The sequence below is a fragment of the Rhodococcus erythropolis NBRC 15567 genome, assembly GCF_001552595.1.
Lineage (GTDB): Bacteria > Actinomycetota > Actinomycetes > Mycobacteriales > Mycobacteriaceae > Rhodococcus_F > Rhodococcus_F erythropolis.
Genome location: NZ_BCRM01000016.1, coordinates 65,318 through 87,172 on the forward strand (window position 1 = coordinate 65,318; position 21,855 = coordinate 87,172).

A 21,855-nucleotide genomic window follows, 5' to 3' on the forward strand; every position below is an offset into this window, starting at 1 on the left:
TCCGCTGTGACTGAGCGCACCCTCGTACTGATCAAGCCCGACGCCGTTGCCCGTGGATACGTAGGAGAAATCCTCAGCCGTATCGAGCGCAAAGGCCTGACAATTGCAGCACTCGAACTCCGTGTAGCTTCCGAAGAGGTGGCTGGTAGCCACTACGCAGAACACGCCGAGCGCCCGTTCTACCCGAGCTTGTTGGAGTTCATCACCTCCGGTCCGCTGGTGGCCGCAGTGCTCGAAGGCCCCCGCGCCATCGCTGCTTTCCGTCAGTTGGCCGGCGGAACCGACCCGGTCGACAAAGCTCTTCCGGGCACCATCCGTGGCGACTTCGGACTCGAAGCGCAGCAGAACCTCGTTCACGGCAGTGACTCCGTGGAGTCGGCAGAGCGCGAAATCGCTCTGTGGTTCCCCGCGCTGTCGTCCATCTGAATCTTCGATCGGGGCCTCTGGCCCACATGTAACGGGCCTCTGGCCCACATGTAACGGGCCTCTGGCCCACATGTAACGGGCCTCTGGCCCACATGAACGGGCCTTCGGCCCACATCTCCACAGCGAATTCTCGGCACGTATCCCACATCGGTGCGCCCTTTGCAGTTGCAGGCGCGTTGGTGTGGGATACTGCTTTCAGTTGAACCGCAATTTGTTTTACGCACGTTCAACCGGATGACACCTAGGTTCGATGCCCTTTCATCGCTGCTCCAGGTCAACAGGAAATCCCTGGACCTCTGCACGCTGGATGATCAGGCGCTCGCGCACAGGACAACGGCCATCCAGCCAGGCACTTCATGTGCTCGCAGTGAATAACGGGCATTGCGGACCATGCGGAGCGAGACCTTACAATCTCGCACTCACTTCTGAGTGCGAGTACACACAGCACGCTCCCGCGTGGCCGCGTGACAACTCGACTTCTGGGTTGGACGCGCCCGGGGGCTGAGGAGACTTACGTGGCCGATCAATCCCCAACCGAATCAGATTCCAGCACCACCCCGGAATTTCCCGACAAGATGCGCGTACACGCGCTGGCGAAGCTGCTCGGTGTCACCAGCAAGCAGGTCCTTGCCGAAGCCGCAGCGCTCGGTACCGAATTGCGCAGTGCGCAGTCGAGTCTCCAACGTGACGTTGCCCAGCGGATTCACGCCTCGCTGACTTCCGCGGCCGAGGCCATCGAGCCGGTCGTCGCCGAGCTCGATAGCCTCATAGACCCGGTTGTCGAGGCCCCGGTTGCCGAGGCCCCTGTTGCGGAAGAGCCTGCTGCAGAGGCTCCGGCCGAGAAGCCTGTCAGGGCTCGTCGCACCCGCAAAAAGGTCGTTGTCGAAGAACCGGCCGCCGAAGAACCTGCCGCCGACGAAACAGTGGATCCGGCTGTCGCCGAGATCAGCGCTGGACTCGACGCCGCTGCTGCGCTGCAGAGCAAGGAAGCCGAGCAGTCCGATCTGTTCACTTCCTTCGAGGCGCCGCAGACCCATCAGCCCGAGGTGGCTCCCGCCGCGCCGCAGGTCCCGCTGTTCCTGCAGCCGGATCTCGAAGCCGCCGAGGTAGCTCCGCGTCGCCGTCGCGCACGCCGCGAGCCCGCTGCACCGGCGGTCGTCGAAGAGAAGCAGACAACTGCGGAAGCCGAAACCGTCGTTCCCGAGGCAGCACCGGTTGCAGTTCCTGCCGTCGAAGAGCCGGCTGTGACCGCACCGCAAACCGAGGGCGAGAGCGCCGAGTCCGAGGACGAGGACGACGATCAGCCGCGTCGCCGTCGTCGTGGACGCCGTGGACGTGGACGTGGTCGCGGTGAACAGGGTGGCGAGCAGGGCTCGGACGAAGAGTCGGATACCGCTACCGAATCGGAGCAGGAATCTGCCCCTGCGGCAGTCGAGAAGCAAACCGACGACGCTGCCGGCGAAGAATCCGGTGATAAGTCCGAGTCCACCGCTGATGCGGATTCCGAGAATGCCGACGATTCCGATCTCGATGCCGACGGATCGAGTCGCCGTCGCCGCCGTCGTCGTCGTCGCAAGACCGGCACCGACGGCGCCACCGACGCGACTGCGACGTCCGAGGACGATCCGCCGAACACCGTCGTTCACGAGCGCGAACCTCGCAACAAGACCCGCGTCAAGGACGAGGTCCAGGGCATCAGTGGTTCGACACGTCTGGAAGCCAAGCGTCAGCGTCGCCGCGACGGTCGTGACGCCGGCCGTCGTCGCCCGCCGATTCTGACCGAGTCGGAGTTCCTCGCGCGTCGTGAGGCCGTCGATCGCGTCATGGTTGTGCGTGATCGAGCAGACAGCGGTCAGCCGCATGCGACTACACAGGTAGCAGTCCTCGAAGACGGAGTGTTGGTCGAGCACTTCGTCACCAACTCGGCGTCCGCGTCGATGGTCGGCAACGTGTACCTCGGACGTGTCCAGAACGTGCTCCCCAGCATGGAAGCGGCGTTCATCGACATCGGACGTGGCCGCAACGGCGTTCTCTACGCCGGTGAGGTCAACTGGGAGGCTGCCGGTCTCGGTGGCAACTCGCGCAAGATCGAGCAGGCCCTCAAGCCGGGCGATCAGGTGCTCGTTCAGGTCAGCAAGGATCCGGTCGGCCACAAAGGTGCTCGACTGACCACACAGATTTCGCTTGCCGGTCGTTTCCTCGTCTACGTGCCCGGTGGTACGTCCACGGGTATCAGCCGCAAGCTTCCGGACACCGAGCGCAAGCGTCTCAAGGAAATCTTGCGCGACATCGTTCCCGCCGACGCCGGCGTGATCATTCGCACGGCGTCCGAGGGCGTCAGCGAAGAAGAGTTGGCGCGCGACGTGACTCGTCTGCAGGCTCAGTGGGCCGGCATCGAGGAGCAGGCCGCGGCTGCGGACACCGGTAAGTCCGGCAACCCGCAGGCGCTGTACGAAGAGCCTGACATGCTGGTCAAGGTCATTCGCGATCTGTTCAACGAGGACTTCTCCAAGCTGGTCATCGAGGGCGAGAAGGCGCATACGACGGTCGAGAACTACATCAACTCCGTTGCGCCCGATCTGCTTCCGCGACTCGAGAAGTACACGCCGAACAACGGTATCGACGTCTTCGCCGCTCGCCGTATCGACGAGCAGTTGGCCAAGGCACTCGATCGCAAGGTGTGGCTGCCGTCCGGCGGCACCTTGGTGATCGATCGCACCGAGGCCATGACCGTCGTCGACGTCAACACCGGAAAGTTCACCGGAGCCGGCGGAAACCTCGAAGAGACCGTTACCCGCAACAACCTCGAAGCAGCCGAGGAGATCGTTCGCCAGATGCGCCTGCGGGACATCGGCGGAATGATCGTCGTCGACTTCATCGACATGGTCCTCGAATCGAACCGGGACCTGGTCCTGCGTCGGCTCACCGAATGCCTGGGTCGCGATCGCACGCGCCATCAGGTGTCGGAGGTCACGTCACTCGGACTCGTGCAGATGACGCGCAAGAAGTTGGGCACCGGATTGGTCGAGGCCTTCTCGACCACCTGTGAGCACTGCCACGGCCGCGGCATCATCGTCCACTCCGAGCCGGTCGAGGTGAAGTCCTCGGACGACGGGGGATCGCGTTCGGGCTCGCAGCGAAGCGAATCCGGCACCTCGCGCAAGAACAAGCGTGGCCGCGGAGACAAGTCGCCTTCGACCGAGTCCAACGGACAGGAAGTTCCGGCGCCGGAGGTTCCGGCTGTCGACGCGACCGTCAAGCGGGCTCATCCGGTGGCATTGGCGATGGCCTCGCACCACCACGACGACGACGAGACCGTCGCGGCCGGCTCGATCGAGTCTGATTCCACCGGTACGTCTTCGGGGGATGATGCATCCAAAAGTGCCGATCGGCAACAGGATCGGCCGATCGATACTCCTGCTGCTACTGAGCGCCATGACGTTCCTGTTGTGGACTCTGCTGCGGAAGAAGTATCCGCAGTGGACAACGAGTCGGCGGCAGCTTCGACCGAAGCAGCTCCGCGCGCTCGTCGGCGTAGTCGCCGGGCGTCGCGGGCAGCGTCGGCACCGGTTGCCGAGGCAGCTCCCGAGGTGGGTACGGTCTTCGTGATTCCGACTCCGGAACCCGTGGCAGAAGCGGTCGTGGAAAACGTTCCGGCTCCGGCCACCGAAGTTCCGGCTGAGGAAGAAGTTGTCGTCGTCAAGCGACCCCGTCGCAGGCGTGCAGCAGCACGTCCCGCAGGTCCTCCGGTAGACGGAGAGTAAGAACTACTGGCTTTCGGTCGGTTGGATGACTTCGCGATGAGCGAGGACATCCAACCGTTATCCGAAGTTTCAGCTGGTAGAAGCAGTACAGAGTAGTGAGCACCACCCCTCGGCGGGGCGGTTTGACCCTGACGGTTGCTTTCCCGTAACCTTGGAGGGTCGCCACCCGGCGGTAGAGATTCCGTGTGCCTAGAGTGCGCGTGAATGTCCCGGTACGTCAGTGCCGAGCCGAGGTGACATAAACCAGACCAGTCGCGATGCATTTGAAGCCTCAGGCAGCAGCGCGAGCAAGTTCGAAGAAGCAAGGGGTAGCCCTCCGATGGCAACGTACGCGATCGTCAAGACCGGCGGAAAGCAGTACAAGGTCGCTGTTGGTGACCTCGTCAAGGTCGAGAAGATCGAGGGTGAGCCCGGCACTGCTGTCTCGCTTGCTCCCGTTCTCGTGGTCGACGGATCTGACCTGACCACCGACGCGGCCAAGCTGGCCAAGGTCGCAGTCACCAGTGAGATCGTCGAGCACACCAAGGGCCCGAAGATCCGCATCCACAAGTTCAAGAACAAGACCGGTTACCACAAGCGTCAGGGCCACAGGCAGCCGATCACGGTGCTCAAGGTCACGGGCATCAAGTAACCAGTTCTTTCTAGCTAATTTCACCCGAGGAGGGTCAATAGCATGGCACATAAGAAGGGTGCATCCAGCTCCCGTAACGGTCGCGATTCAAACGCCCAGCGCCTCGGCGTGAAGCGCTTCGGCGGCCAGTCGGTCAGCGCAGGCGAAATCCTGGTTCGCCAGCGCGGCACGCACTTCCACCCCGGCGTCAACGTCGGCCGTGGCGGCGACGACACCCTGTTCGCTCTCGCTGCCGGTGCAGTCGAGTTCGGCCAGAAGCGTGGACGCAAGACCGTGAACATCGTTCCGGCCGTCGTTGCGGCTGAGGTCTAGTCTTTCTCGCTAGTTGTGCGTCACCGGTTCTACTTTCGGTAAGAGAGTGACGCGTTCCAAGCTCCCGATAGGGGCGGACCAGGGTTGAAATAACCCGGTCCGCCCCTATCGTTTGTTTAAGCAGTGCCAGTTTTACCCCGAGCAACCCTGCTCACCAGAAGTTCAGCTCATCGCGTGAGACCCGCAATTGACTGAGGAAGGATCCGGCAGTCATGTCCCGATTCATTGACCGTGTTGTGCTGCACGTCAGCGCTGGAAAAGGCGGCAATGGTTGCGCCTCCGTACACCGCGAGAAGTTCAAACCGCTCGGCGGTCCGGACGGTGCCAACGGAGGTCGCGGTGGCGACGTCATCCTCGTGGTCGACGAGAACATCCACACCCTCCTCGACTTTCACTTCCATCCCAACGCGAAGGCGACCAACGGCAAGCAGGGCGCCGGCAGTAACCGCGAGGGTGCAAACGGTGAAGACCTCATCCTCAAGGTCCCGGATGGAACTGTGGTTCTCGATACCGACGGCAACGTCCTTGCCGACCTCGTCGGTGTCGGCTCGCGCTACGACGCCGCTCAGGGCGGCCGCGGCGGACTCGGCAACGCAGCACTCGCCTCGAAGGCTCGCAAGGCCCCAGGTTTCGCACTCCTCGGTGAAGACGGTGTCGAGCGTGACCTGGTTCTCGAACTCAAGTCGGTAGCCGACGTCGGTCTGCTCGGATTTCCCTCTGCCGGTAAGTCTTCGCTGGTGTCCGTTCTCTCGGCGGCCAAGCCGAAGATCGCCGACTACCCCTTCACCACTCTGGTCCCCAACCTCGGCGTCGTCTCGAGCGGTGACACCACCTTCACCGTCGCCGACGTGCCCGGGCTGATCCCCGGTGCCAGCGAAGGCCGCGGTTTGGGCCTGGACTTCCTGCGCCACATCGAACGCTGCGCCGTATTGGCGCACGTGATCGACTGCGCCACCCTCGATCCGGGGCGCGACCCGATATCCGACATCGACGCCCTGGAAGCAGAGCTGGCCGCGTACACGCCCGCGCTCTCCGGCGACTCGGGACTCGGTGACCTCGACAAGCGCCCGCGCGTCGTCATCCTGAACAAGACCGACGTTCCGGAGGCAGCCGAGCTGGCCGAAATGGTCACACCCGAGATCGAAGCTCGCGGATGGCCGGTCTTCACCATCTCGGCTGTGAGCCGAGAAGGTCTGCGACCGTTGACATTCGCGCTGGCGAAGATGGTCCGCGACTATCGCGAAGCCCATCCGAAGCCCGAGCCGAAGCGCCAGGTCATTCGCCCGGTCAAGGTCAAGGATTCCAGCTTCACCATCGAGAAGGATCCCGATATCCCCGGTGGGTTCGTCGTCCGAGGCACCCGCCCGGAGCGGTGGATTCGTCAGACCGCCTTCGACAACGACGAGGCCGTTGGTTACCTCGCCGACCGTCTTGCACGTTTGGGCGTCGAGGACGCATTGGTCAAGAAGGGCGCTCAGCCAGGGGCTTCCGTCACCATCGGTGACGTCAGCTTCGAGTGGGAGCCGATGACGCCGGCCGGTATCGATCTGACCCGTACGGGCCGTGGAACCGACCCGCGTCTCGATCAGGTGGAGCGCATCGGCGCCGACGAGCGCAAGCATGCTCGTCGCGTCCGCCGCGGGCTGCTCGACGAAGACGCCTGACTCACGCGATTTCAGGACGAAAACCGAAGAGAGGGAACGGGACTGTGCTCGGGTCCACCAGGGAGTCGATAGCGTCGGCTCACAGTATCGTCGTGAAGATCGGGTCGTCTGCGCTCACCAGTCTGGTGGCGGGACTCGACACTTACCGACTTGATCTGTTGGCCGATGCCATCGAGGCCCGCATGCGCGCGGGCTCCGATGTTGTCGTCGTCTCGTCCGGTGCCGTCGGCGCCGGACTGGCGCCGCTGGGACTGACCAAGCGACCGCGGGATCTCGCGACCAAGCAGGCCGCGGCCAGCGTCGGTCAGTTGGCGCTGGCTCACGCCTGGGGTACGTCGTTCGCCCGTTACGGGCGTACCGTCGGGCAGGTTCTACTCACGGCGGACGACATCGCTCGACGGACGCAGCACCGCAACGCCCAACGGACACTCGATCGTCTACGGGCATTGCACGCGGTCGCGATCGTGAACGAGAACGACACCGTTGCCACCACCGAACTTCGATTCGGTGACAACGATCGGTTGGCTGCTCTGGTTGCTCATCTCGTCGGCGCCGACGCGTTGATCCTGTTGTCGGATGTGGACGGCCTGTACGACGGGGATCCCCGAAAGGGCGATGCCACACTGATTCCCGAGGTCAACAGTCCGGAGGATCTCGACGGTGTGGTTGCCGGATCGGGTGGCGCTCTCGGTACCGGAGGCATGGCGTCAAAGCTCTCAGCAGCACGCCTGGCCGCTGATTCCGGAGTGCCGGTGCTGCTCGCGGCAGCATCGGACGCTGCGCAGGCACTCAGTGGTGCCGATGTCGGAACGGCATTTGCGCCCCGTCCGACGCGATTGTCGGCTCGCCGATTCTGGGTACGTCACGCCGCTGACACATCGGGTGACCTTCACCTCGACGAAGGCGCCGTTCGCGCGGTGGTGTCCAAGCGTCGAAGCCTGCTGTCCGCGGGCATCGTCGGGGTGTCCGGCGATTTTCACGCCGGCGATGTCGTGTCGCTGATGGGACCGGGGGAGAAGCCCGTCGCTCGGGGTGTCGTTGCGTTCGACGCTACGGAGATCGAGGAGATACTGGGGCGTTCCACCGCCGATCTACCGGCCGACATGCAGCGTCCCGTGGTTCACGCGGACGACTTGGTGGCGCTGTAGCTGTCGTACTCGACCAGGGCGGAAAGTGCTTCAGCACAACCGGCTTCGAGCTTGAGGTCGGCGTATTCGTCACCTCGGGTCGTTCCGCGATTGACGATGGCGATCGGCTTCCCGGTCTTGGCGGCATGCCGCACGAAACGCAGACCGGACATCACCGTCAACGACGACCCGGCTACCAACAGTGCATCGGCTTGGTCGACGAGGCTGTACGCCCGGGCCACACGTTCCTTGGGGACGGATTCACCGAAGTAGACGATGTCCGGCTTGAGTAGCCCACCGCACACGGCGCAATCCACGACGCTAAAGTGTGCGGTGGATTCGATCACGGCATCCGCATCGGGCGCGATCTCGACTCCCGTTGCAGCAGCCACAGTTTCGGCAAATCCGGGGTTGGCTTCCTCCAGTCTCTCGGCGAGAGTGGTGCGGGAGATCAGCCGCTGGCAGCTCAGGCATCGAACCTGCGCGTAGGTGCCGTGGAGGTCGATGACGTTTCGCGCGCCGGCCTTGGTGTGCAGGAGGTCGACGTTCTGGGTGATCACACCGACGGCTCGCCCTGTTCGCTCGAGTGCCGCGACGGCCCGGTGGCCCTGGTTGGGCCGCGAGCTGTCCATGTATCGCCAGCCGATGTGGTTACGCGCCCAGTAGTGACGTCGAAACGCCGGATCCCCGATGAACTGCTGGAACGTCATCGGATTGCGCGGGGGTGAATCGGGGCCACGGTAGTCCGGGATTCCGGAGTCGGTGGAGATGCCTGCACCCGTCAGAACTGCCAGGCGACGGCCGGCCAGGAGCTCGGGAAGGGCGTCGAGGCGGCTGTTGTCGGTAGGCACCGTTCCAGGATAGGCGCGTGTGCGAGACGGCGGCGCGGAGGAAGTCCGAAATGTTCAATAGAACACGTGTACGACTGTCGATACTCGTAGACATGAACACAGTGAACCCAATTCCCGCTGGTTACCGCACGATCACTCCCTACCTTGCGGTGCCGGACGGGCATGCCGCACTCGACTACTACAAACGAGCACTCGGAGCTGAGATCGTCGACGCGATGAATGCACCTGACGGCACTCTCATGCATGCCGAGATTCGGATCGGTGATTCGATGCTGCAGCTTTCGCAGGAGATGCCGGACTTCGGTCTCAGGTCGCCGCAGGACGGCTGGGTGCATTCGTCCATCGTCGTTTACACCGAGGACACGGACGAGTTCGTCGCTCGGGCCGTCGCCGAGGGAGCCACGCTGGTCACGGCGGTCGCCGATACGTTCTCGGGTGACCGGCATGGAGTGTTTCTCGACTCATTCGGCCATCGGTGGGCCGTATGCACGAAGGTCGAGGACGTACCTGCGGAGGAGGTGGCTCGCCGGGCGCGGGCGCTCTTCTTCCCGGATACGGATTCGCCACAGTAACTTTCGGCAGCTTTCGCCGGATCATTCAGGCTGCGGCGGCGTGCTCAGTATCCGGCGACCGGGTCGACGAGGGCAGCCAGTGCCTCGCCCTTCGCGAAGCGGGTCACGTTCTTGGAGACGTGATCCGCAAACGCGGCGGGGCGAAGTCCCGGCGGATTGGAATCGTGGGGTGTGATGATCGCATTCGTCAGATCCCACAGCGGGTGACCGTCCGGGAGGGGTTCGGGGTCGGTGACGTCGAGACCGGCGCCGCCGATCTGCTCCGACTCGATTGCCTCGACCAGCGCGTCGGTATCGACCAGTGATCCGCGCGCGACATTGATCACCCAGGAATGGGGTTGCATCGCCGCCAACTGCGCGCGGCCAACGAGGTGACGGGTGGCCGGGGTGGCGGGCGCAGCGATCACGAAGTGATCTGCGCGAGAATAGATTTCATCCATCCTGGATGCGGGGTACGTCGAGATGGCCCCGGGAACCGGGCTACCGGAACGATTGACTGCGATGCTGTCCGCCCCCTGCGCGGCCAGCATCGGAATCAGCGCGCGGCCGATACCGCCTGCGCCGATGATCGCAACCGTCGAGCCACGAAGGGTGCCGATCTTGGGAAAGAACTCGAACTGACGCCACGTTCGAGCTTCGATGTGTGCGGGCAGGTGACGAACTCCGGCCAACAGCAGCATGAGCGCGTGCTCGGCCACCGAGGCCGAAAACGCGCCGGCCGCCGAGGTCCACGTGATTTCGGTGTCCTTCGGAATCACACCGGAGTCGAACCAATCCTCGATTCCCGCCGACGGCAGCTGCACCCACCTGACCGACGCCGGTAACTCCGACGGAAAAGTTTCGGGTGAGCCCGCCCAGATCAGGGCGTCGGCAGTGTCGATCGGACTGATCAGACCTCCGCCCCGAAGCACCGCGCTGTCGAGCAGTGCATCGGGGACGGGGCCGATCGCTACGCGTGGAGAGGTGTCAGTCGCCATGACTAGACGCTACGCGGGGACCTCCACCAGTGGGTAGACACCGTTCTCGTCGTGTACCTCACGCCCGGTGACCGGCGGATTGAAAACGCAGAGCATGCGCATCTGCGTATCGGGCTCGACGCGGTGACGCTCGTGACCGTTGAGCAGGTACATCGACCCCGGTGCGAGATCGTATTCCTTGTTGTTGTCCAGGTCGATCAGCTTGCCGGTGCCCTCGACGAGCCAGACCGCTTCGACGTGGTTGGCGTAGTGGAACTCGTTGACCGAACCTGCCTTGATGGTGGTTTCGTGGAACGAGAACCCGACGCGGTCGCCGCCGAGGACGATGCGCTTACTGCGCCAGTTGCCGTCCTCGCTCGTGATGTCGCGGTCGGTGTCGGTGATCTCGGTGGTGGTGCGAACGATCATGGGAGAGTCCTTCCTCTAGCTGCAGACCTTGAGTGTCGCCTCGGCCAGAATGGAGAGGCCGTGCTCGAGCTCGTCATCGGTAATCGTCAGTGCCGGAAGCAGTTTCACAACCTGGTCGGAGGGTCCGGAGGTCTCCGCGAGCAATCCCTCGTCGAATGCCAGCTGGCAGACCTTGCCGGCGCGCTCGGGTTGATCGAAAACGAGGCCCTGAACCAGGCCGCGTCCGCGGTGCGAGACCTCGCCGGGGAACTGATCGGAGAGATTGGCGAAGCATTCGCTGATGCGTGCGCCCTTCTTCAAGGTTGTCTTCGTCAGTGCGTCGTCGGACCAGTAGTGGTCGAGTGCAACCTTGGAGGTGACGAACGCCGGGTTGTTGCCACGGAAGGTGCCGTTGTGTTCGCCCGGTCCCCAGACGTCGAGTTCACGCTTGAACAGCGTGAGCGCCATCGGCATTCCGTAACCGCTGATCGACTTGGACAGCGTGACGATGTCGGGAACGATTCCGGCCTCTTCGAAGGAGAAGAACGGCCCGGTGCGGCCGCAGCCCATCTGGACGTCGTCGACGATCAGCAGGATGCCACGATCCGAGCACAGTGTTGCCAGCGCCCGAAGCCATTCGGGGCGAGCGACATTGACGCCGCCTTCACCCTGAACGGTCTCGACGATCACTGCCGCGGGACGGTTGATGCCGCTACCGGAATCATCGAGAACGCGGGAGAACCACTGGAAGTCCTCGGTGACGCCGTCGAAGTAGTTGTCGAAGGGCATCGGTGTCGTGTGCACGAGCGGAACACCGGCGCCCGCGCGCTTCATCGAGTTGCCGGTCACGGAGAGTGCACCAAGTGTCATTCCGTGAAATGCGTTGGTGAAGTTGATGACTGCCGAACGTCCGGTCACCTTGCGGGCCAGCTTCAGTGCAGCCTCGACGGTGTTCGATCCGGTCGGGCCGGGGAACTGGACCTTGTAGTCCAGGCCGCGCGGCTCGAGGATGTTGCGCTGAAAGGTCTCGAGGAACTCGCGCTTGGCGACTGTCGACATGTCGAGGCCGTGCGTGATGCCGTCGCTCATGATGTAGTCGACCAGCGCCGATTTGAGCACCGGGTTGTTGTGGCCGTAGTTGAGGGCGCCGGCACCGGCGAAGAAATCGAGATATTCGCGTCCGTTTTCGTCACGAATCCAGGATCCGGATGCGCTGGTGAACACTGCAGGCCAGTCACGGCAGTAGCTGCGGACCTCGGACTCGAGGGTTTCGAAAATGCTTGCTTCGTTGATATTCATATCTTCTTTGTTCCTCCGGGGCATGCTGTATGCCGAGCGCGAAGTGCGCTAGGCGCCGATCGTGTAAAGATCTTCGGCTTCGTGTCCATCGGGAAAATCTTTGGGCGAGAACAAGTTCTGCCTGGTTATCGGTACTTCGCGTCGACGTGCGAGCGCAGTGAAGAGTGCGATCGAAGCCTCGTTGTCGGGGCTGATCGTCGTCTCCAGATGTGTAACACCCAGTGGGGCAGTGCGATCCATCAAGTCGGACAGCATGCGGGCAGCAATTGCCTTGCCGCGCTGGTCCTCGTCGACCGCGACTTGCCACACGAACAGGGTTTCCTGCGCGCTGGGACGGGTATAACCGGAAACGAATCCGACTACGCGGCCGTCTACCTCTGCGACGATGGACGTCGCGCTGAAATCCCTGCACCACAACAGGTATGCATAACTCGAATTGAGGTCGAGCACCTTCGAATCACGTGCGATCTCCCAGAGCCGGACTCCGTCATCGATCTGTGGGCTTCTGAACAACACCGCGTCCGGCGCGGTGGTCGGGATAGCTCTCGTATCAACAGGCTTCATCGGTCATCTGAACGTAACAATCATTGCTGTCGAAGTCATGCAGATGTCCGTTTCGGGCCGTGCGGAACCCGTTGCGCCCCAGGTGAGGACATGAATGTGATCGTGCTCACATTATGTAACTTTTGGTGTTGTCCGAGCGACTATTTCGGGCCAAAACTCGCTATTTGGGGCTCGCGAGCGCCAATGGGAGGACCGAATGCGCACCTGCCTGCCGAAGTGCGCGTGCGGCCATCGTGAAAGTCCAACCGGTGTCGGCGATTGCGTCGACAAGAAGTATCGGTCCCTGATGGATACTCATGTCCGGAACTTCCCAAACATCGACCAGTCCGGACACGCGATAGGCGGAGTTCGCTGCCGACACCGGAGGGTGGTCGGGTCGCAAGCGAAGGGTGCCCAGGTCGGTCAATCGCCCGACCTCGGCCAGCTTGGCAGCCAGGCTCGACACCAGCAACGGATGCGTCGTGGATTCGAGGGCCATCACACCGGTGGGGCGCTCGGCCCAATTCCAGGCGGCCAGAACGCTGATACACGCGCTGACCACCGCATCGGGTACCTCGGCGTCGGGACCGTCGAAAAGCGCGCGGAGACGTTGGCCCCAGCCCAGGTCCGACATCCGTCCGAGAATGCGCCCGGTTTCCGGTCCCTCGGTGATCTTCCCGGACAGCTTGACGCCCAGCTTGCTCAGGCCGGTCGGCCACATCTTGCGCGGCTCCAGGTCGAATCCGGGGCGCTGCAAGCGCGCCCGAGTCTCGTCGAGGGCGGTGGTGTCGACAGTGGTGTCGTAGCGATTGCCGGTGCAGTTGTCACAGCGTCCACACTGTGAGTTCTCCGATGTCAGACCAGGATCGTCGAGTTGTTCACGCAGGAAGGTCATTCGGCACGTGGTGATGCTCTGGTACTCGACCATTGCAGCCTGCTCGGCCTGGCGAGCGTCGTCGAGTCGACCGTAACGCTCGGCGTCGTACACCCAAGGTTCTCCGGTGCTGATCCAACCGCCCTTGACTCGTTTGACCGCGCCGTCGACGTCGAGAACTTTGAGGACCATTTCGAGACGGGTGCGATTGAGCTCCACCAGCGGTTCGAGTGCCGGTGTCGACGTGGCCTTTTCGGTGTCGAGGTGCTCGATGACGCTGCGGACCAGATGCTCGCGGGGGAAGGCGACCGAGGCGAAGTAGCTCCAGATCTGCTTGTCCTCGGCGCCCGGCAGCAGGATCACGTCTGCCCTGTCGGTGGAACGCCCGGCGCGGCCCACCTGCTGGTAGTACGAGATAGGTGACGACGGTGCGCCGAGGTGGACGACGAACCCGAGATCAGGCTTGTCGAAGCCCATCCCGAGGGCCGAGGTGGCCACCAGAGCCTTGACGCGATTGCCCAACAGGTCCTGCTCGAGGGATTCACGTTCGGTGGGATCGGTCTGGCCCGTGTAGGCGGCGACGGTATGACCGCGCTCGGAGAGCAGGCTTGCGAGGTCGCGAGCGGCCGAAACCGTCAGCGTGTAGATGATGCCCGATCCCGGCAGCGTCTCGAGCATGTCGGCGAGCCAGGCAGCGCGCGCCGTCGCCTCGGGAATGTGAACCACGGAAAGGTGAAGTGACTCGCGCTCGAGCCCGCCACGAAGTACGAGCGTTTCCTCGCCGCCGACGCCGAGTTGGGCGGACACGTCCTCGACGACGCGGTTGTTGGCCGTAGCCGTGGTCGCGAGGACGGGAATGCCCTCGCCGAGTTCGGCGATCAAAGTCCTGATACGCCGATAGTCGGGACGGAAGTCGTGTCCCCAGTCGGAAACGCAATGAGCCTCGTCGACCACTACCAAGCCGGCATCAGCTGCCAGGGACGGGAGGACCTGATCGCGGAAGTCGGGGTTGTTCAGGCGCTCGGGGCTGACCAGCAGTACGTCGAGATCGTTGGCTGCAACGCGGGCGTGGATGTCGTCCCACTCCGTGACATTGCCCGAGTTGATGGTCGCGGCTCGCACCCCGGCACGCTCGGCAGAACTGACCTGGTTTCGCATCAGGGCCAACAACGGAGAGACGATGACCGTGGGGCCGTGACCTGTTGCCCGGAGCAGCTTCGCCGAGATGAAGTAGACCGCCGACTTGCCCCAGCCGGTCCGCTGGACGACGAGGGCACGCTTGCGTTGCACCACCAGCGCCTCGATGGCCGTCCACTGGTCCTCGCGTAGGCGGGCATCCGGCCCCGCGAGTTCACGGAGCAGTCGCTCGGCTTCGTCGCGCATGGCTGGGGCAGTGGTGGTGGTCATGGACCCCATGGTGCACGACCCTGCCGACACGTGCGGGCTTCAGGCCTTGGCAACAGGTTCCTGCAGCTCGGTGACCCAGCCGTCGACGTCCTCCGGGCACGCCAGCGTGACCTCCCGGCTGGGGCCGGCATTGCGGTATCCCGCTGCGTCGATCCACTGAGCCAAGGCTTGATAGGCGGGCAGGCAGTTGTCCATCGACCCCTTGTGCAGCAGCGAGGCCACCTGAGCTTCGGCCTGCAGTTCGACGACCGCGAACTCGTAGTCGCCCTCGGGATCCGCATCGACCGGTAGCGCGGCATGCACGACGACGTTCTCGTCGTCGCCGGCATCCTCGTAGTACGCGAGCGCAGGTCCGATCGCGGCGATACCGGCACGATCCAAACCGGTGCACAGGCGCTCGTACAGCCCGCGAACCACCGGACCGATCGACGACGGATCCATCGTCTTGGCGGTACCGGTCAACTCCGCGACCCGCAGCGCCGGAACGGACTTGATCACAACCTCGTATGCGGACATCTGTCCCTCACTTTCGATGATGCGTAGGCGCGCCTGTACATGCGCCAGTCGCGCGGTGTCTTCCTGGATTCGGGTCTCGAGTTCTGCTCGGCGAAGCGTGAGCATCCCGCGGATTTCGTCGACGGTGACTGCCGACTCCACCACCTGCTGGACCTGGGCCAGGGTCAGGCCCAACTCCTTGAGTGCGACGATGCGGTTGAGCAGCGCCAACTGGCCCGCGGTGTACGAGCGGTACCCGGTGGATGCGTCGACCCTCGCGGGCGCGAGCAGGCCGATGGCGTCGTAGTGGCGGAGCATGCGCACGGACACGCGACCTGCTCTCGCGAAGTCTCCGATGCTCAACATGGTTACTTGCCCCGTTTCTCCCTCACGAACCCGACACCTACAGGTTTACGACCTCACACGGTGTCAGAGTCAAGCCTGACGCTTCAGCACTTTCTCGATCGCAGCGCGAGTGGGTGACGACACCGAAGCGCCGCGGACCGTCGTCGCCAGACTTCCCGCCGTGGCAGCGAACTGCAGGGCGCGGTCCTGGCCCTGTACCCACTCCACGGCGAAGGCGCCGGTGAAAGCATCGCCTGCGCCAGTTGTATCCACGGGTGTCACGGCCGGGGAGTCGGCGTGGATTGTCTCCTCGCCCGACCGGAGATCCGCGCCGCCGGCCCCGAGCGTCGTGACGAGGTATCGGACGCGACCGGTGACCGCGGCCAACTGCTCCGACTCGGTCTGGTTGACGATCAAGATGTCGACTGCATCGATCAGTGGATCCGGAAGTTCTTGCACAGGAGACGGATTGAGGATGACCGTCGTCCCGTTAGCATGTGCGTGCTCGGCTGCTGCTGTAACTGTCTCGACCGGGATTTCGAGTTGGCACAGGAGGATGTCGGCGTGTGCGATCGCGTCGAGGTCTGCTTCGGTCAACGAGGTGATCGAGGAATTGGCGCCCGGGACGACGATGATGTTGTTCTCCGCGTCTTCGCTCACGGTGATGGCCGCGACGCCACTCGGGCCGTCGACACTACGTAGCAGTGCGGTGTCGACCCCGGCGTCTTGTAGGGTCTCGCGCAATTGGGTGCCGAAACCGTCGTCGCCGACCGCGCCGACGAACGACACGTCCCCACCGGCTTTCGCGGCGGCGATGGCCTGGTTGCTGCCTTTGCCTCCCGCCGCGGTGGCAAAGGCAGTGCCGAGCAGCGTTTCTCCCGGAGCGGGGAATCTGGACACTGACGTGGTCAGATCCATGTTGATACTGCCGACGACGACGATTCGAGGCGTGCTCATACCTCGAGGTTATCGGCCTTCATTCTCTTGCGGCGAACCTTGCGGATGATCCGACGTGCTTCCTCGTCGGTGGCGACGGAGGGCGGAGAGCCGTCGAGTGGCTTGCGTGCGGTCTCGGGGATCATCAGGACTGCGATACCGCCGATCACGGCGGCGATCATCATGTACATCGGTGCGACCAAGTTGCTGCCCGTTGCACTTTCGAGGGCGGTGAGCACCAGGGGAGTGGTCCCGCCGAAGATGGAGACCGCGAGGTTGTATCCGATTGCCAAGCCGCCGTATCTGATTCCGGTCGGAAAGAGTGCGGGAAGCACGGACGGGAACACCCCGACGAACAGCAGGAGCAAGCCGCCGAGAATTGCGAGTCCCAGGAAGACCGTCACGTAGTTGCCGATGCCGATCAACAGGTAGGCAGGCAGGGACAGGACGAAGAATCCGATGAAACCGCTGAGCAGCAAGGGTTTACGCCCGACGCGGTCCGAGAACTTTCCGACGTAGCTGATTCCCATCATCATCACGATCATGACGATGATCATCAGAACGAGTCCGTGGGATTCGTCGTAACCCAACGTGTTGGTCAGATAGGTCGGCATGTAGCTGAGCAGCCCGTAGTGAGCGATGTTGTATGTGGCCACCAGGACGATGCACAGAACAAGCGGACGCCAGTTGTCGACGAGAGTTTCGCGTAGTTTCTTGCCTGTGGATTCGTCTGCGAGGGAACGCTCTTCGGCCTGCTCCATCATCTGGAATGCGGGAGTTTCCTCCAAACGTAGACGGAGGTACAGGCCGATGAGACCCAGCGGTCCGGCAATGAGGAAGGGGATGCGCCAGCCCCACTGGAGGAGGTCCTCGGCGCTGACGACGGTCTGGATGATCGTCACGATGCCCGCTGCCGCCACATATCCTGCCAGAGTCCCGAATTCGAGGAAGCTGGCGAAGAAACCGCGCCGCTTGTCCGGCGCGTATTCGGCAACGAACGTACTGGCCCCGCCGTATTCGCCGCCCGTGGAAAAGCCCTGCAACAGGCGTAGGAGTACCAGCAGGATCGGGGCGGCGATACCGATGGACTCGTAGCTCGGGATGAGGCCGATGGCGAAGGTGCTGCCCGCCATCAGAATGATGGTGGTGGCCAGGACCTTCTTGCGTCCGATGCGGTCACCGAGTGGGCCGAAGAACAATCCGCCGAGAGGGCGGACGATGAAGGCAGCCGCAAAAATTGCAAACGTAGACAGGAGTTGAGCGCTGCCGCTCGCCTCCGGGAAGAACACTTTTCCGATAGTGGTAGCTAGATATGCGTAAACGCCGAAATCGAACCACTCCATGGCATTTCCGAGCATCGTCGCCTTGACAGCGCGCTTGACGGACGCATTGTCGGTGACGCAGACATCGGGTGATTCGGCCACTTCGAGAGCGCTGATCGAGTTCTCTGGTGTAGTCATGACATGCGCTCCCCAGCGCAATCATCGAACCGAGCGGGGCACGTACCTGATGCACGCATCTTTTCGTTGCCCACTCGCCGATGAGCCGGTCGGGAAATCGAGCGTCCGCGTGCCCTGTGGCTCGTTGCGACCCCCGTCGCACGGCTCTGGCCCGCGGCAGTGTCCGGAGCCCACAGGGCTCCGGACTACCGGCAAGTAAGACGCTTACGCTATCAAAGTTGGGCGCGGGAGCCGATTTTCGGGCTAGAAGGCGCGGGCGTACTGCGACGGGATATGTGGTCCAACCTCGGCGTTCAGTTCCCGCGCCGCCCGGCGCGCCCAGTACGGATCACGCAACAGTTCGCGGCCGAGGAGCACCGCCACTGCGCTTCCGTCTTCGACGATCTTCTCGGCCTGTTCGGGTTCGGTGATGAGGCCGACGGCGGCGGCCGGTAGCAGGCTCTCGTTCTGCAGGCGACGGGCGAACGGAACCTGGTATCCCGGTTCCACCGGAATCTGTGCCGCCGGTGAATTGCCGCCAGTGGAGACGTCGACGAGATCGACCCCGTAATCGGAGAGGATGTTGGCCAGGGCAACGGTCTGATCCGCGGTCCAGCTGTCGACCTCGAGCCCACGCTCTTCCGTCAGCCAATCGGTCGCCGAGACCCGGACGAAGAGCGGTAGCTCGGCCGGCCACACCTCGCGGACTGCTGTCAGGATTTCGAGGAGCAATCGAATGCGGTTCTCGAAGCTGCCTCCGTAGCGGTCCGTTCGCTTGTTGCTCTCGGGGGAGAGGAACTGATGGATCAGGTATCCGTGGGCCGCGTGAATTTCCACGACCTTGAATTCGGCCTTCAATGCGCGGGTAGCCGCCGCTGCGAAGTCCGCGACGACCTTCTCGATGCCCTCCGTGGTGAGCTCGACCGGATCGGCAAGGTGACCGAACGGAACCGCGCTCGGGGCAACCGTCTGCCACGAGAGTCGGTCGTCGGCGGGCAGACTCTTGCCGCCGCGCCACGGAACCTGCGTCGACGCTTTGCGTCCGGCGTGGGCCAGCTGAATTCCGGGCACTGCGCCGAAGTACGCGAGTTGCGCGTTGATCTCGGCGAAGGCTTGCGCCTGCGTGTCGTTCCAGATCCCCAGATCAGCTGCCGATATGCGGCCTTCGGGACTGACGGCCGTCGCCTCGGTGAGAATCAGACCGGTGCCGCCGATTGCACGGCTCACCAGATGCGTGCGATGCCATTCGTTGGGCACTCCGACCTGGTCGCCGATGACGTCGGCCGAGTACTGGCACATCGGTGCCATCCAGACGCGGTTCGGGATGGTGACGCCACGCAGGGTCAAAGGCTCGAACAACACACTCACGGATGGCTCCTGACTCGAAGAAGAAGGTCGGTGGGTGCAACAGCGCCGCGCGTCGGAATTGTTCCCCGGCGGTCCGCCGAAATGTTGCCCGGCGGTCCGTCGGAATGTTCGCAGGCGGTCCGTCGGAATGTTCCCGGGTGGTCACAGCCTCGTTCCGCCGAGCAGGCCGCGGAGGTGGGTGGTTAATGTGTATTCATGACCGCTGTGACTTCCAACGCAGAAACCGTCGACTCGAATGCGTCCGACACCAAGTCCGTCGTGCACGACGCCGCACGCCGAGCCCGTAAGGCTTCGCGCGTCCTGGCTCTGCTGACCACGGCGCAGAAGGATGCTGCTCTCCACGCCGCAGCCGACGCAGTTCTCGCGGCAAGTGATCGGATTCTCGCGGCCAACGCTCTCGATATCGACACCGCGAAGGCGGGTGGCACCGAGGAATCGCTGCTCGACCGTCTTCGTCTGACCGCTGACCGCATCGAGGGCATCGCGTCAGGTCTGCGCCAGGTTGCCGGACTACCCGATCCGATCGGCGAAGTTCTTCGCGGCTCCACTCTGCCGAACGGTTTGGAACTACGGCAGCAGCGCGTTCCGCTCGGTGTCGTCGGCATGGTGTACGAGGCTCGTCCCAACGTGACCGTCGATGCCTTCGGGCTCACCCTCAAATCGGGAAATGCTGCGCTGTTTCGTGGTTCGTCCTCGGCGGTCAAGTCCAACGAAGCGTTGGTGGCGGCTCTGCGTGCGTCGTTGGTTGATCAGGGACTGCCCGAGGATTCCGTTCAACTTCTGCCAAGTGCGGATCGCTCCACGGTCACTCATTTGATTCAGGCCCGTGGCCTCGTCGACGTCGTCATCCCGCGCGGTGGCGCCGGCCTGATCAGCGCCGTCGTGCGTGATGCCACCGTGCCCACCATCGAGACCGGTGTCGGTAACTGCCACGTCTATGTTCACTCGGCCGCCGATCTACTGATGGCCGAGAAGATTCTTCTCAACTCCAAAACCCGTCGGCCCAGTGTCTGCAATACAGCCGAAACCGTCCTGGTCGACGCCGCCATCGCCGAGACGGCCGTGCCGAAGCTGCTCCAAGCGCTCCAGATGCACGACGTCGTCGTGCACGGTGATCTGCCGGGACTGGTTCCCGCGACCGAGGACGACTGGTCGAAGGAGTACCTCACCCTCGACGTCGCCCTCAAGGTCGTCGAGAACCTGGACGCTGCCGTCGAGCACATCGACCAGTACGGGACCGGCCACACCGAAGCCATCGTGACTTCCGATCTCTCGGCTGCCCGTGAGTTCACCGCTCGCGTCGACGCCGCGGCAGTGATGGTCAATGCGTCGACTGCCTTCACCGACGGTGAGCAGTTCGGATTCGGCGCCGAGATCGGCATCTCCACCCAGAAACTGCATGCGCGTGGCCCTATGGGGCTACCGGAACTGACGTCCACCAAGTGGATCGTCTGGGGCGACGGGCACACCCGACCCGCCTGAAAAGTTCACCAGACTTGCCCCACCCTTTTTAGGAGTTAACCGTGGACCGAGCTCTTCCCGATACAACACCGTTCTTCTCGAGCGTCGACGACGTGATCGAGCGTTTGGCCGAGACGGGTTACCTGTCCGACAAGGGCACTGCAACGGCAGTGTTCCTTGCCGACCGACTGGGCAAGCCCCTGCTCATCGAGGGACCGGCCGGTGTCGGAAAGACGGAACTCGCCCGCGCAGTCGCCCAGACCACGGGCGCAGAACTGGTGCGTCTGCAGTGCTACGAGGGCGTCGACGAGGCTCGTGCGCTGTACGAGTGGAACCACGCGAAGCAGATTCTTCGGATTCAGTCGGGCGGGGCGAGCGGAGCGAGGGGTGATGTCGCGGTCGACCACAGCTGGGACTCGACGAAGGCGGATGTCTTCTCGGAGGAGTTCCTGCTCGCACGTCCACTGCTCAAGGCCATTCGCCGCGAGGACCCGACGGTGCTGTTGATCGACGAGACGGACAAGGCAGACGTCGAGATCGAAGGTCTGCTCCTCGAAGTGCTCAGCGACTTCGCGGTCACGATCCCCGAGCTCGGAACGATCACCGCCACCCGCAAGCCGTTCACGGTGCTGACGTCCAACGCCACGCGCGAACTCTCGGAGGCTCTGAAGCGTCGTTGCCTCTTCCTGCATCTCGATTTCCCGGACGCCGACCTCGAGCGTCGCATCCTCGCAAGCCGGGTGCCGGAGCTTCCTGAAGCGATTGCCGAGCAGCTGGTCAACACCATTCGTGTTCTTCGCGGAATGCAGCTCAAGAAGGTTCCGTCGGTGTCCGAAACCATCGACTGGGGACGCACCCTTCTCGCTCTGGGCATGGACACGCTCGACGACGACGCCGTACGCGCCACGCTCGGTGTCATCCTCAAGCACCAGTCCGATCAGGTGCGCGCCGCCGCTGAACTTCGGCTGAACTGAGGT

19 protein-coding genes are annotated in these 21,855 nt (G+C 63.5%); 9 read left to right on the top strand and 10 right to left on the bottom strand.

Going from position 1 to position 21,855, the window contains the following annotated elements; translation table 11 throughout:
- The first annotated feature begins 6 nt into the window (after positions 1-6).
- The 6 genes from ndk to proB all read left to right on the top strand — a co-directional run bounded on the left by ndk (position 7) and on the right by proB (position 7,945).
- Positions 7-426, top strand: coding sequence for a nucleoside-diphosphate kinase (ndk, locus tag RE4_RS19430; protein WP_019749070.1), 420 nt, complete (start codon positions 7-9; stop codon positions 424-426).
- Between the two features lie 515 nt (positions 427-941).
- Positions 942-4,190: a translation initiation factor IF-2 N-terminal domain-containing protein gene (locus tag RE4_RS19435; RefSeq protein WP_060939163.1), complete on the top strand. Its 3,249-nt coding sequence runs from the start codon at positions 942-944 to the stop codon at positions 4,188-4,190.
- Between the two features lie 319 nt (positions 4,191-4,509).
- Positions 4,510-4,821: a 50S ribosomal protein L21 gene (gene rplU / locus RE4_RS19440; protein WP_003944533.1), complete on the top strand. Its 312-nt coding sequence runs from the start codon at positions 4,510-4,512 to the stop codon at positions 4,819-4,821.
- 42 nt (positions 4,822-4,863) lie between these two features.
- Positions 4,864-5,133 carry a 50S ribosomal protein L27 gene (rpmA, locus tag RE4_RS19445; protein WP_003944532.1) on the top strand — a complete coding sequence of 90 codons (270 nt, stop codon included), beginning with the start codon at positions 4,864-4,866 and terminating at the stop codon, positions 5,131-5,133.
- Positions 5,134-5,345: 212 nt separating this feature from the next.
- Positions 5,346-6,797, top strand: a complete 1,452-nt coding sequence (obgE, locus tag RE4_RS19450; RefSeq protein WP_019749068.1) for a GTPase ObgE — start codon at positions 5,346-5,348, stop codon at positions 6,795-6,797.
- Between the two features lie 44 nt (positions 6,798-6,841).
- On the top strand, positions 6,842-7,945 hold the full coding sequence (gene proB, locus RE4_RS19455; RefSeq protein WP_060939164.1) for a glutamate 5-kinase: 1,104 nt from the start codon (positions 6,842-6,844) through the stop codon (positions 7,943-7,945).
- Here proB and RE4_RS19460 read toward each other — a convergent pair.
- A complete protein-coding gene (locus RE4_RS19460) occupies positions 7,918-8,775 on the bottom strand; it encodes an NAD-dependent protein deacetylase (RefSeq protein ID WP_060939165.1) in 858 nt (285 codons plus the stop codon). The two genes, proB and RE4_RS19460, sit on opposite strands and share 28 nt — an antisense overlap.
- 50 nt (positions 8,776-8,825) lie before the next feature.
- Here RE4_RS19460 and RE4_RS19465 point away from each other — a divergent pair, with 50 nt between their 5' ends.
- A complete protein-coding gene (locus RE4_RS19465; protein ID WP_081098401.1) occupies positions 8,826-9,347 on the top strand; it encodes a VOC family protein in 522 nt (173 codons plus the stop codon).
- A 44-nt stretch (positions 9,348-9,391) separates the two neighbouring features.
- Here RE4_RS19465 and RE4_RS19470 read toward each other — a convergent pair whose 3' ends face one another.
- The 9 genes from RE4_RS19470 to RE4_RS19510 all read right to left on the bottom strand — a co-directional run bounded on the left by RE4_RS19470 (position 9,392) and on the right by RE4_RS19510 (position 19,417).
- Entirely contained in the window at positions 9,392-10,324 is a 933-nt protein-coding gene (locus RE4_RS19470; RefSeq protein ID WP_060939167.1) for a D-isomer specific 2-hydroxyacid dehydrogenase family protein, read from the bottom strand.
- 9 nt (positions 10,325-10,333) lie between these two features.
- On the bottom strand, positions 10,334-10,732 hold the full coding sequence (locus RE4_RS19475) for an ectoine synthase (RefSeq protein WP_003944463.1): 399 nt from the start codon (positions 10,730-10,732) through the stop codon (positions 10,334-10,336).
- 15 nt (positions 10,733-10,747) lie between these two features.
- Positions 10,748-12,010 (bottom strand): diaminobutyrate--2-oxoglutarate transaminase, encoded by a 1,263-nt coding sequence (gene ectB / locus RE4_RS19480; protein WP_020969986.1) that lies wholly within the window; start codon positions 12,008-12,010, stop codon positions 10,748-10,750.
- Between the two features lie 48 nt (positions 12,011-12,058).
- Entirely contained in the window at positions 12,059-12,574 is a 516-nt protein-coding gene (ectA, locus tag RE4_RS19485) for a diaminobutyrate acetyltransferase (RefSeq protein ID WP_019749063.1), read from the bottom strand.
- A 160-nt stretch (positions 12,575-12,734) separates the two neighbouring features.
- Positions 12,735-14,834 carry a RecQ family ATP-dependent DNA helicase gene (locus RE4_RS19490; RefSeq protein ID WP_060939168.1) on the bottom strand — a complete coding sequence of 700 codons (2,100 nt, stop codon included), beginning with the start codon at positions 14,832-14,834 and terminating at the stop codon, positions 12,735-12,737.
- A gap of 39 nt (positions 14,835-14,873) precedes the next feature.
- Positions 14,874-15,695 carry a MerR family transcriptional regulator gene (locus RE4_RS19495; protein ID WP_021333411.1) on the bottom strand — a complete coding sequence of 274 codons (822 nt, stop codon included), beginning with the start codon at positions 15,693-15,695 and terminating at the stop codon, positions 14,874-14,876.
- 69 nt (positions 15,696-15,764) lie between these two features.
- Positions 15,765-16,631, bottom strand: coding sequence for a ribokinase (locus RE4_RS19500; protein ID WP_060939169.1), 867 nt, complete (start codon positions 16,629-16,631; stop codon positions 15,765-15,767).
- A complete protein-coding gene (locus RE4_RS19505) occupies positions 16,628-18,070 on the bottom strand; it encodes an MFS transporter (RefSeq protein WP_060939170.1) in 1,443 nt (480 codons plus the stop codon). The genes RE4_RS19500 and RE4_RS19505 overlap by 4 nt, the downstream gene beginning before the upstream one ends.
- A gap of 243 nt (positions 18,071-18,313) precedes the next feature.
- Positions 18,314-19,417 (bottom strand): NADH:flavin oxidoreductase/NADH oxidase, encoded by a 1,104-nt coding sequence (locus tag RE4_RS19510; RefSeq protein WP_020908218.1) that lies wholly within the window; start codon positions 19,415-19,417, stop codon positions 18,314-18,316.
- Between the two features lie 195 nt (positions 19,418-19,612).
- Between RE4_RS19510 and RE4_RS19515 the strand changes: the two genes are divergently transcribed.
- Both RE4_RS19515 and RE4_RS19520 read left to right on the top strand, forming a co-directional pair.
- Positions 19,613-20,899, top strand: a complete 1,287-nt coding sequence (locus RE4_RS19515; RefSeq protein WP_060939171.1) for a glutamate-5-semialdehyde dehydrogenase — start codon at positions 19,613-19,615, stop codon at positions 20,897-20,899.
- Positions 20,900-20,940: 41 nt separating this feature from the next.
- Positions 20,941-21,852 carry an AAA family ATPase gene (locus RE4_RS19520; RefSeq protein WP_019749056.1) on the top strand — a complete coding sequence of 304 codons (912 nt, stop codon included), beginning with the start codon at positions 20,941-20,943 and terminating at the stop codon, positions 21,850-21,852.
- Positions 21,853-21,855: the final 3 nt, after the last annotated feature.

Coding starts and splice junctions, on each gene's coding strand:
- rplU (WP_003944533.1), top strand. CDS start 4,510: ATGGCAACGTACGCGATCGTCAAGACCGGCGGAAAGCAGTACAAGGTC.
- rpmA (WP_003944532.1), top strand. CDS start 4,864: ATGGCACATAAGAAGGGTGCATCCAGCTCCCGTAACGGTCGCGATTCA.
- obgE (WP_019749068.1), top strand. CDS start 5,346: ATGTCCCGATTCATTGACCGTGTTGTGCTGCACGTCAGCGCTGGAAAA.
- RE4_RS19465 (WP_081098401.1), top strand. CDS start 8,826: ATGTTCAATAGAACACGTGTACGACTGTCGATACTCGTAGACATGAAC.
- RE4_RS19470 (WP_060939167.1), bottom strand. CDS start 10,324: ATGGCGACTGACACCTCTCCACGCGTAGCGATCGGCCCCGTCCCCGAT.
- RE4_RS19475 (WP_003944463.1), bottom strand. CDS start 10,732: ATGATCGTTCGCACCACCACCGAGATCACCGACACCGACCGCGACATC.
- ectB (WP_020969986.1), bottom strand. CDS start 12,010: ATGAATATCAACGAAGCAAGCATTTTCGAAACCCTCGAGTCCGAGGTC.
- ectA (WP_019749063.1), bottom strand. CDS start 12,574: ATGAAGCCTGTTGATACGAGAGCTATCCCGACCACCGCGCCGGACGCG.
- RE4_RS19490 (WP_060939168.1), bottom strand. CDS start 14,834: ATGACCACCACCACTGCCCCAGCCATGCGCGACGAAGCCGAGCGACTG.
- RE4_RS19495 (WP_021333411.1), bottom strand. CDS start 15,695: ATGTTGAGCATCGGAGACTTCGCGAGAGCAGGTCGCGTGTCCGTGCGC.
- RE4_RS19500 (WP_060939169.1), bottom strand. CDS start 16,631: ATGAGCACGCCTCGAATCGTCGTCGTCGGCAGTATCAACATGGATCTG.
- RE4_RS19505 (WP_060939170.1), bottom strand. CDS start 18,070: ATGACTACACCAGAGAACTCGATCAGCGCTCTCGAAGTGGCCGAATCA.
- RE4_RS19515 (WP_060939171.1), top strand. CDS start 19,613: ATGACCGCTGTGACTTCCAACGCAGAAACCGTCGACTCGAATGCGTCC.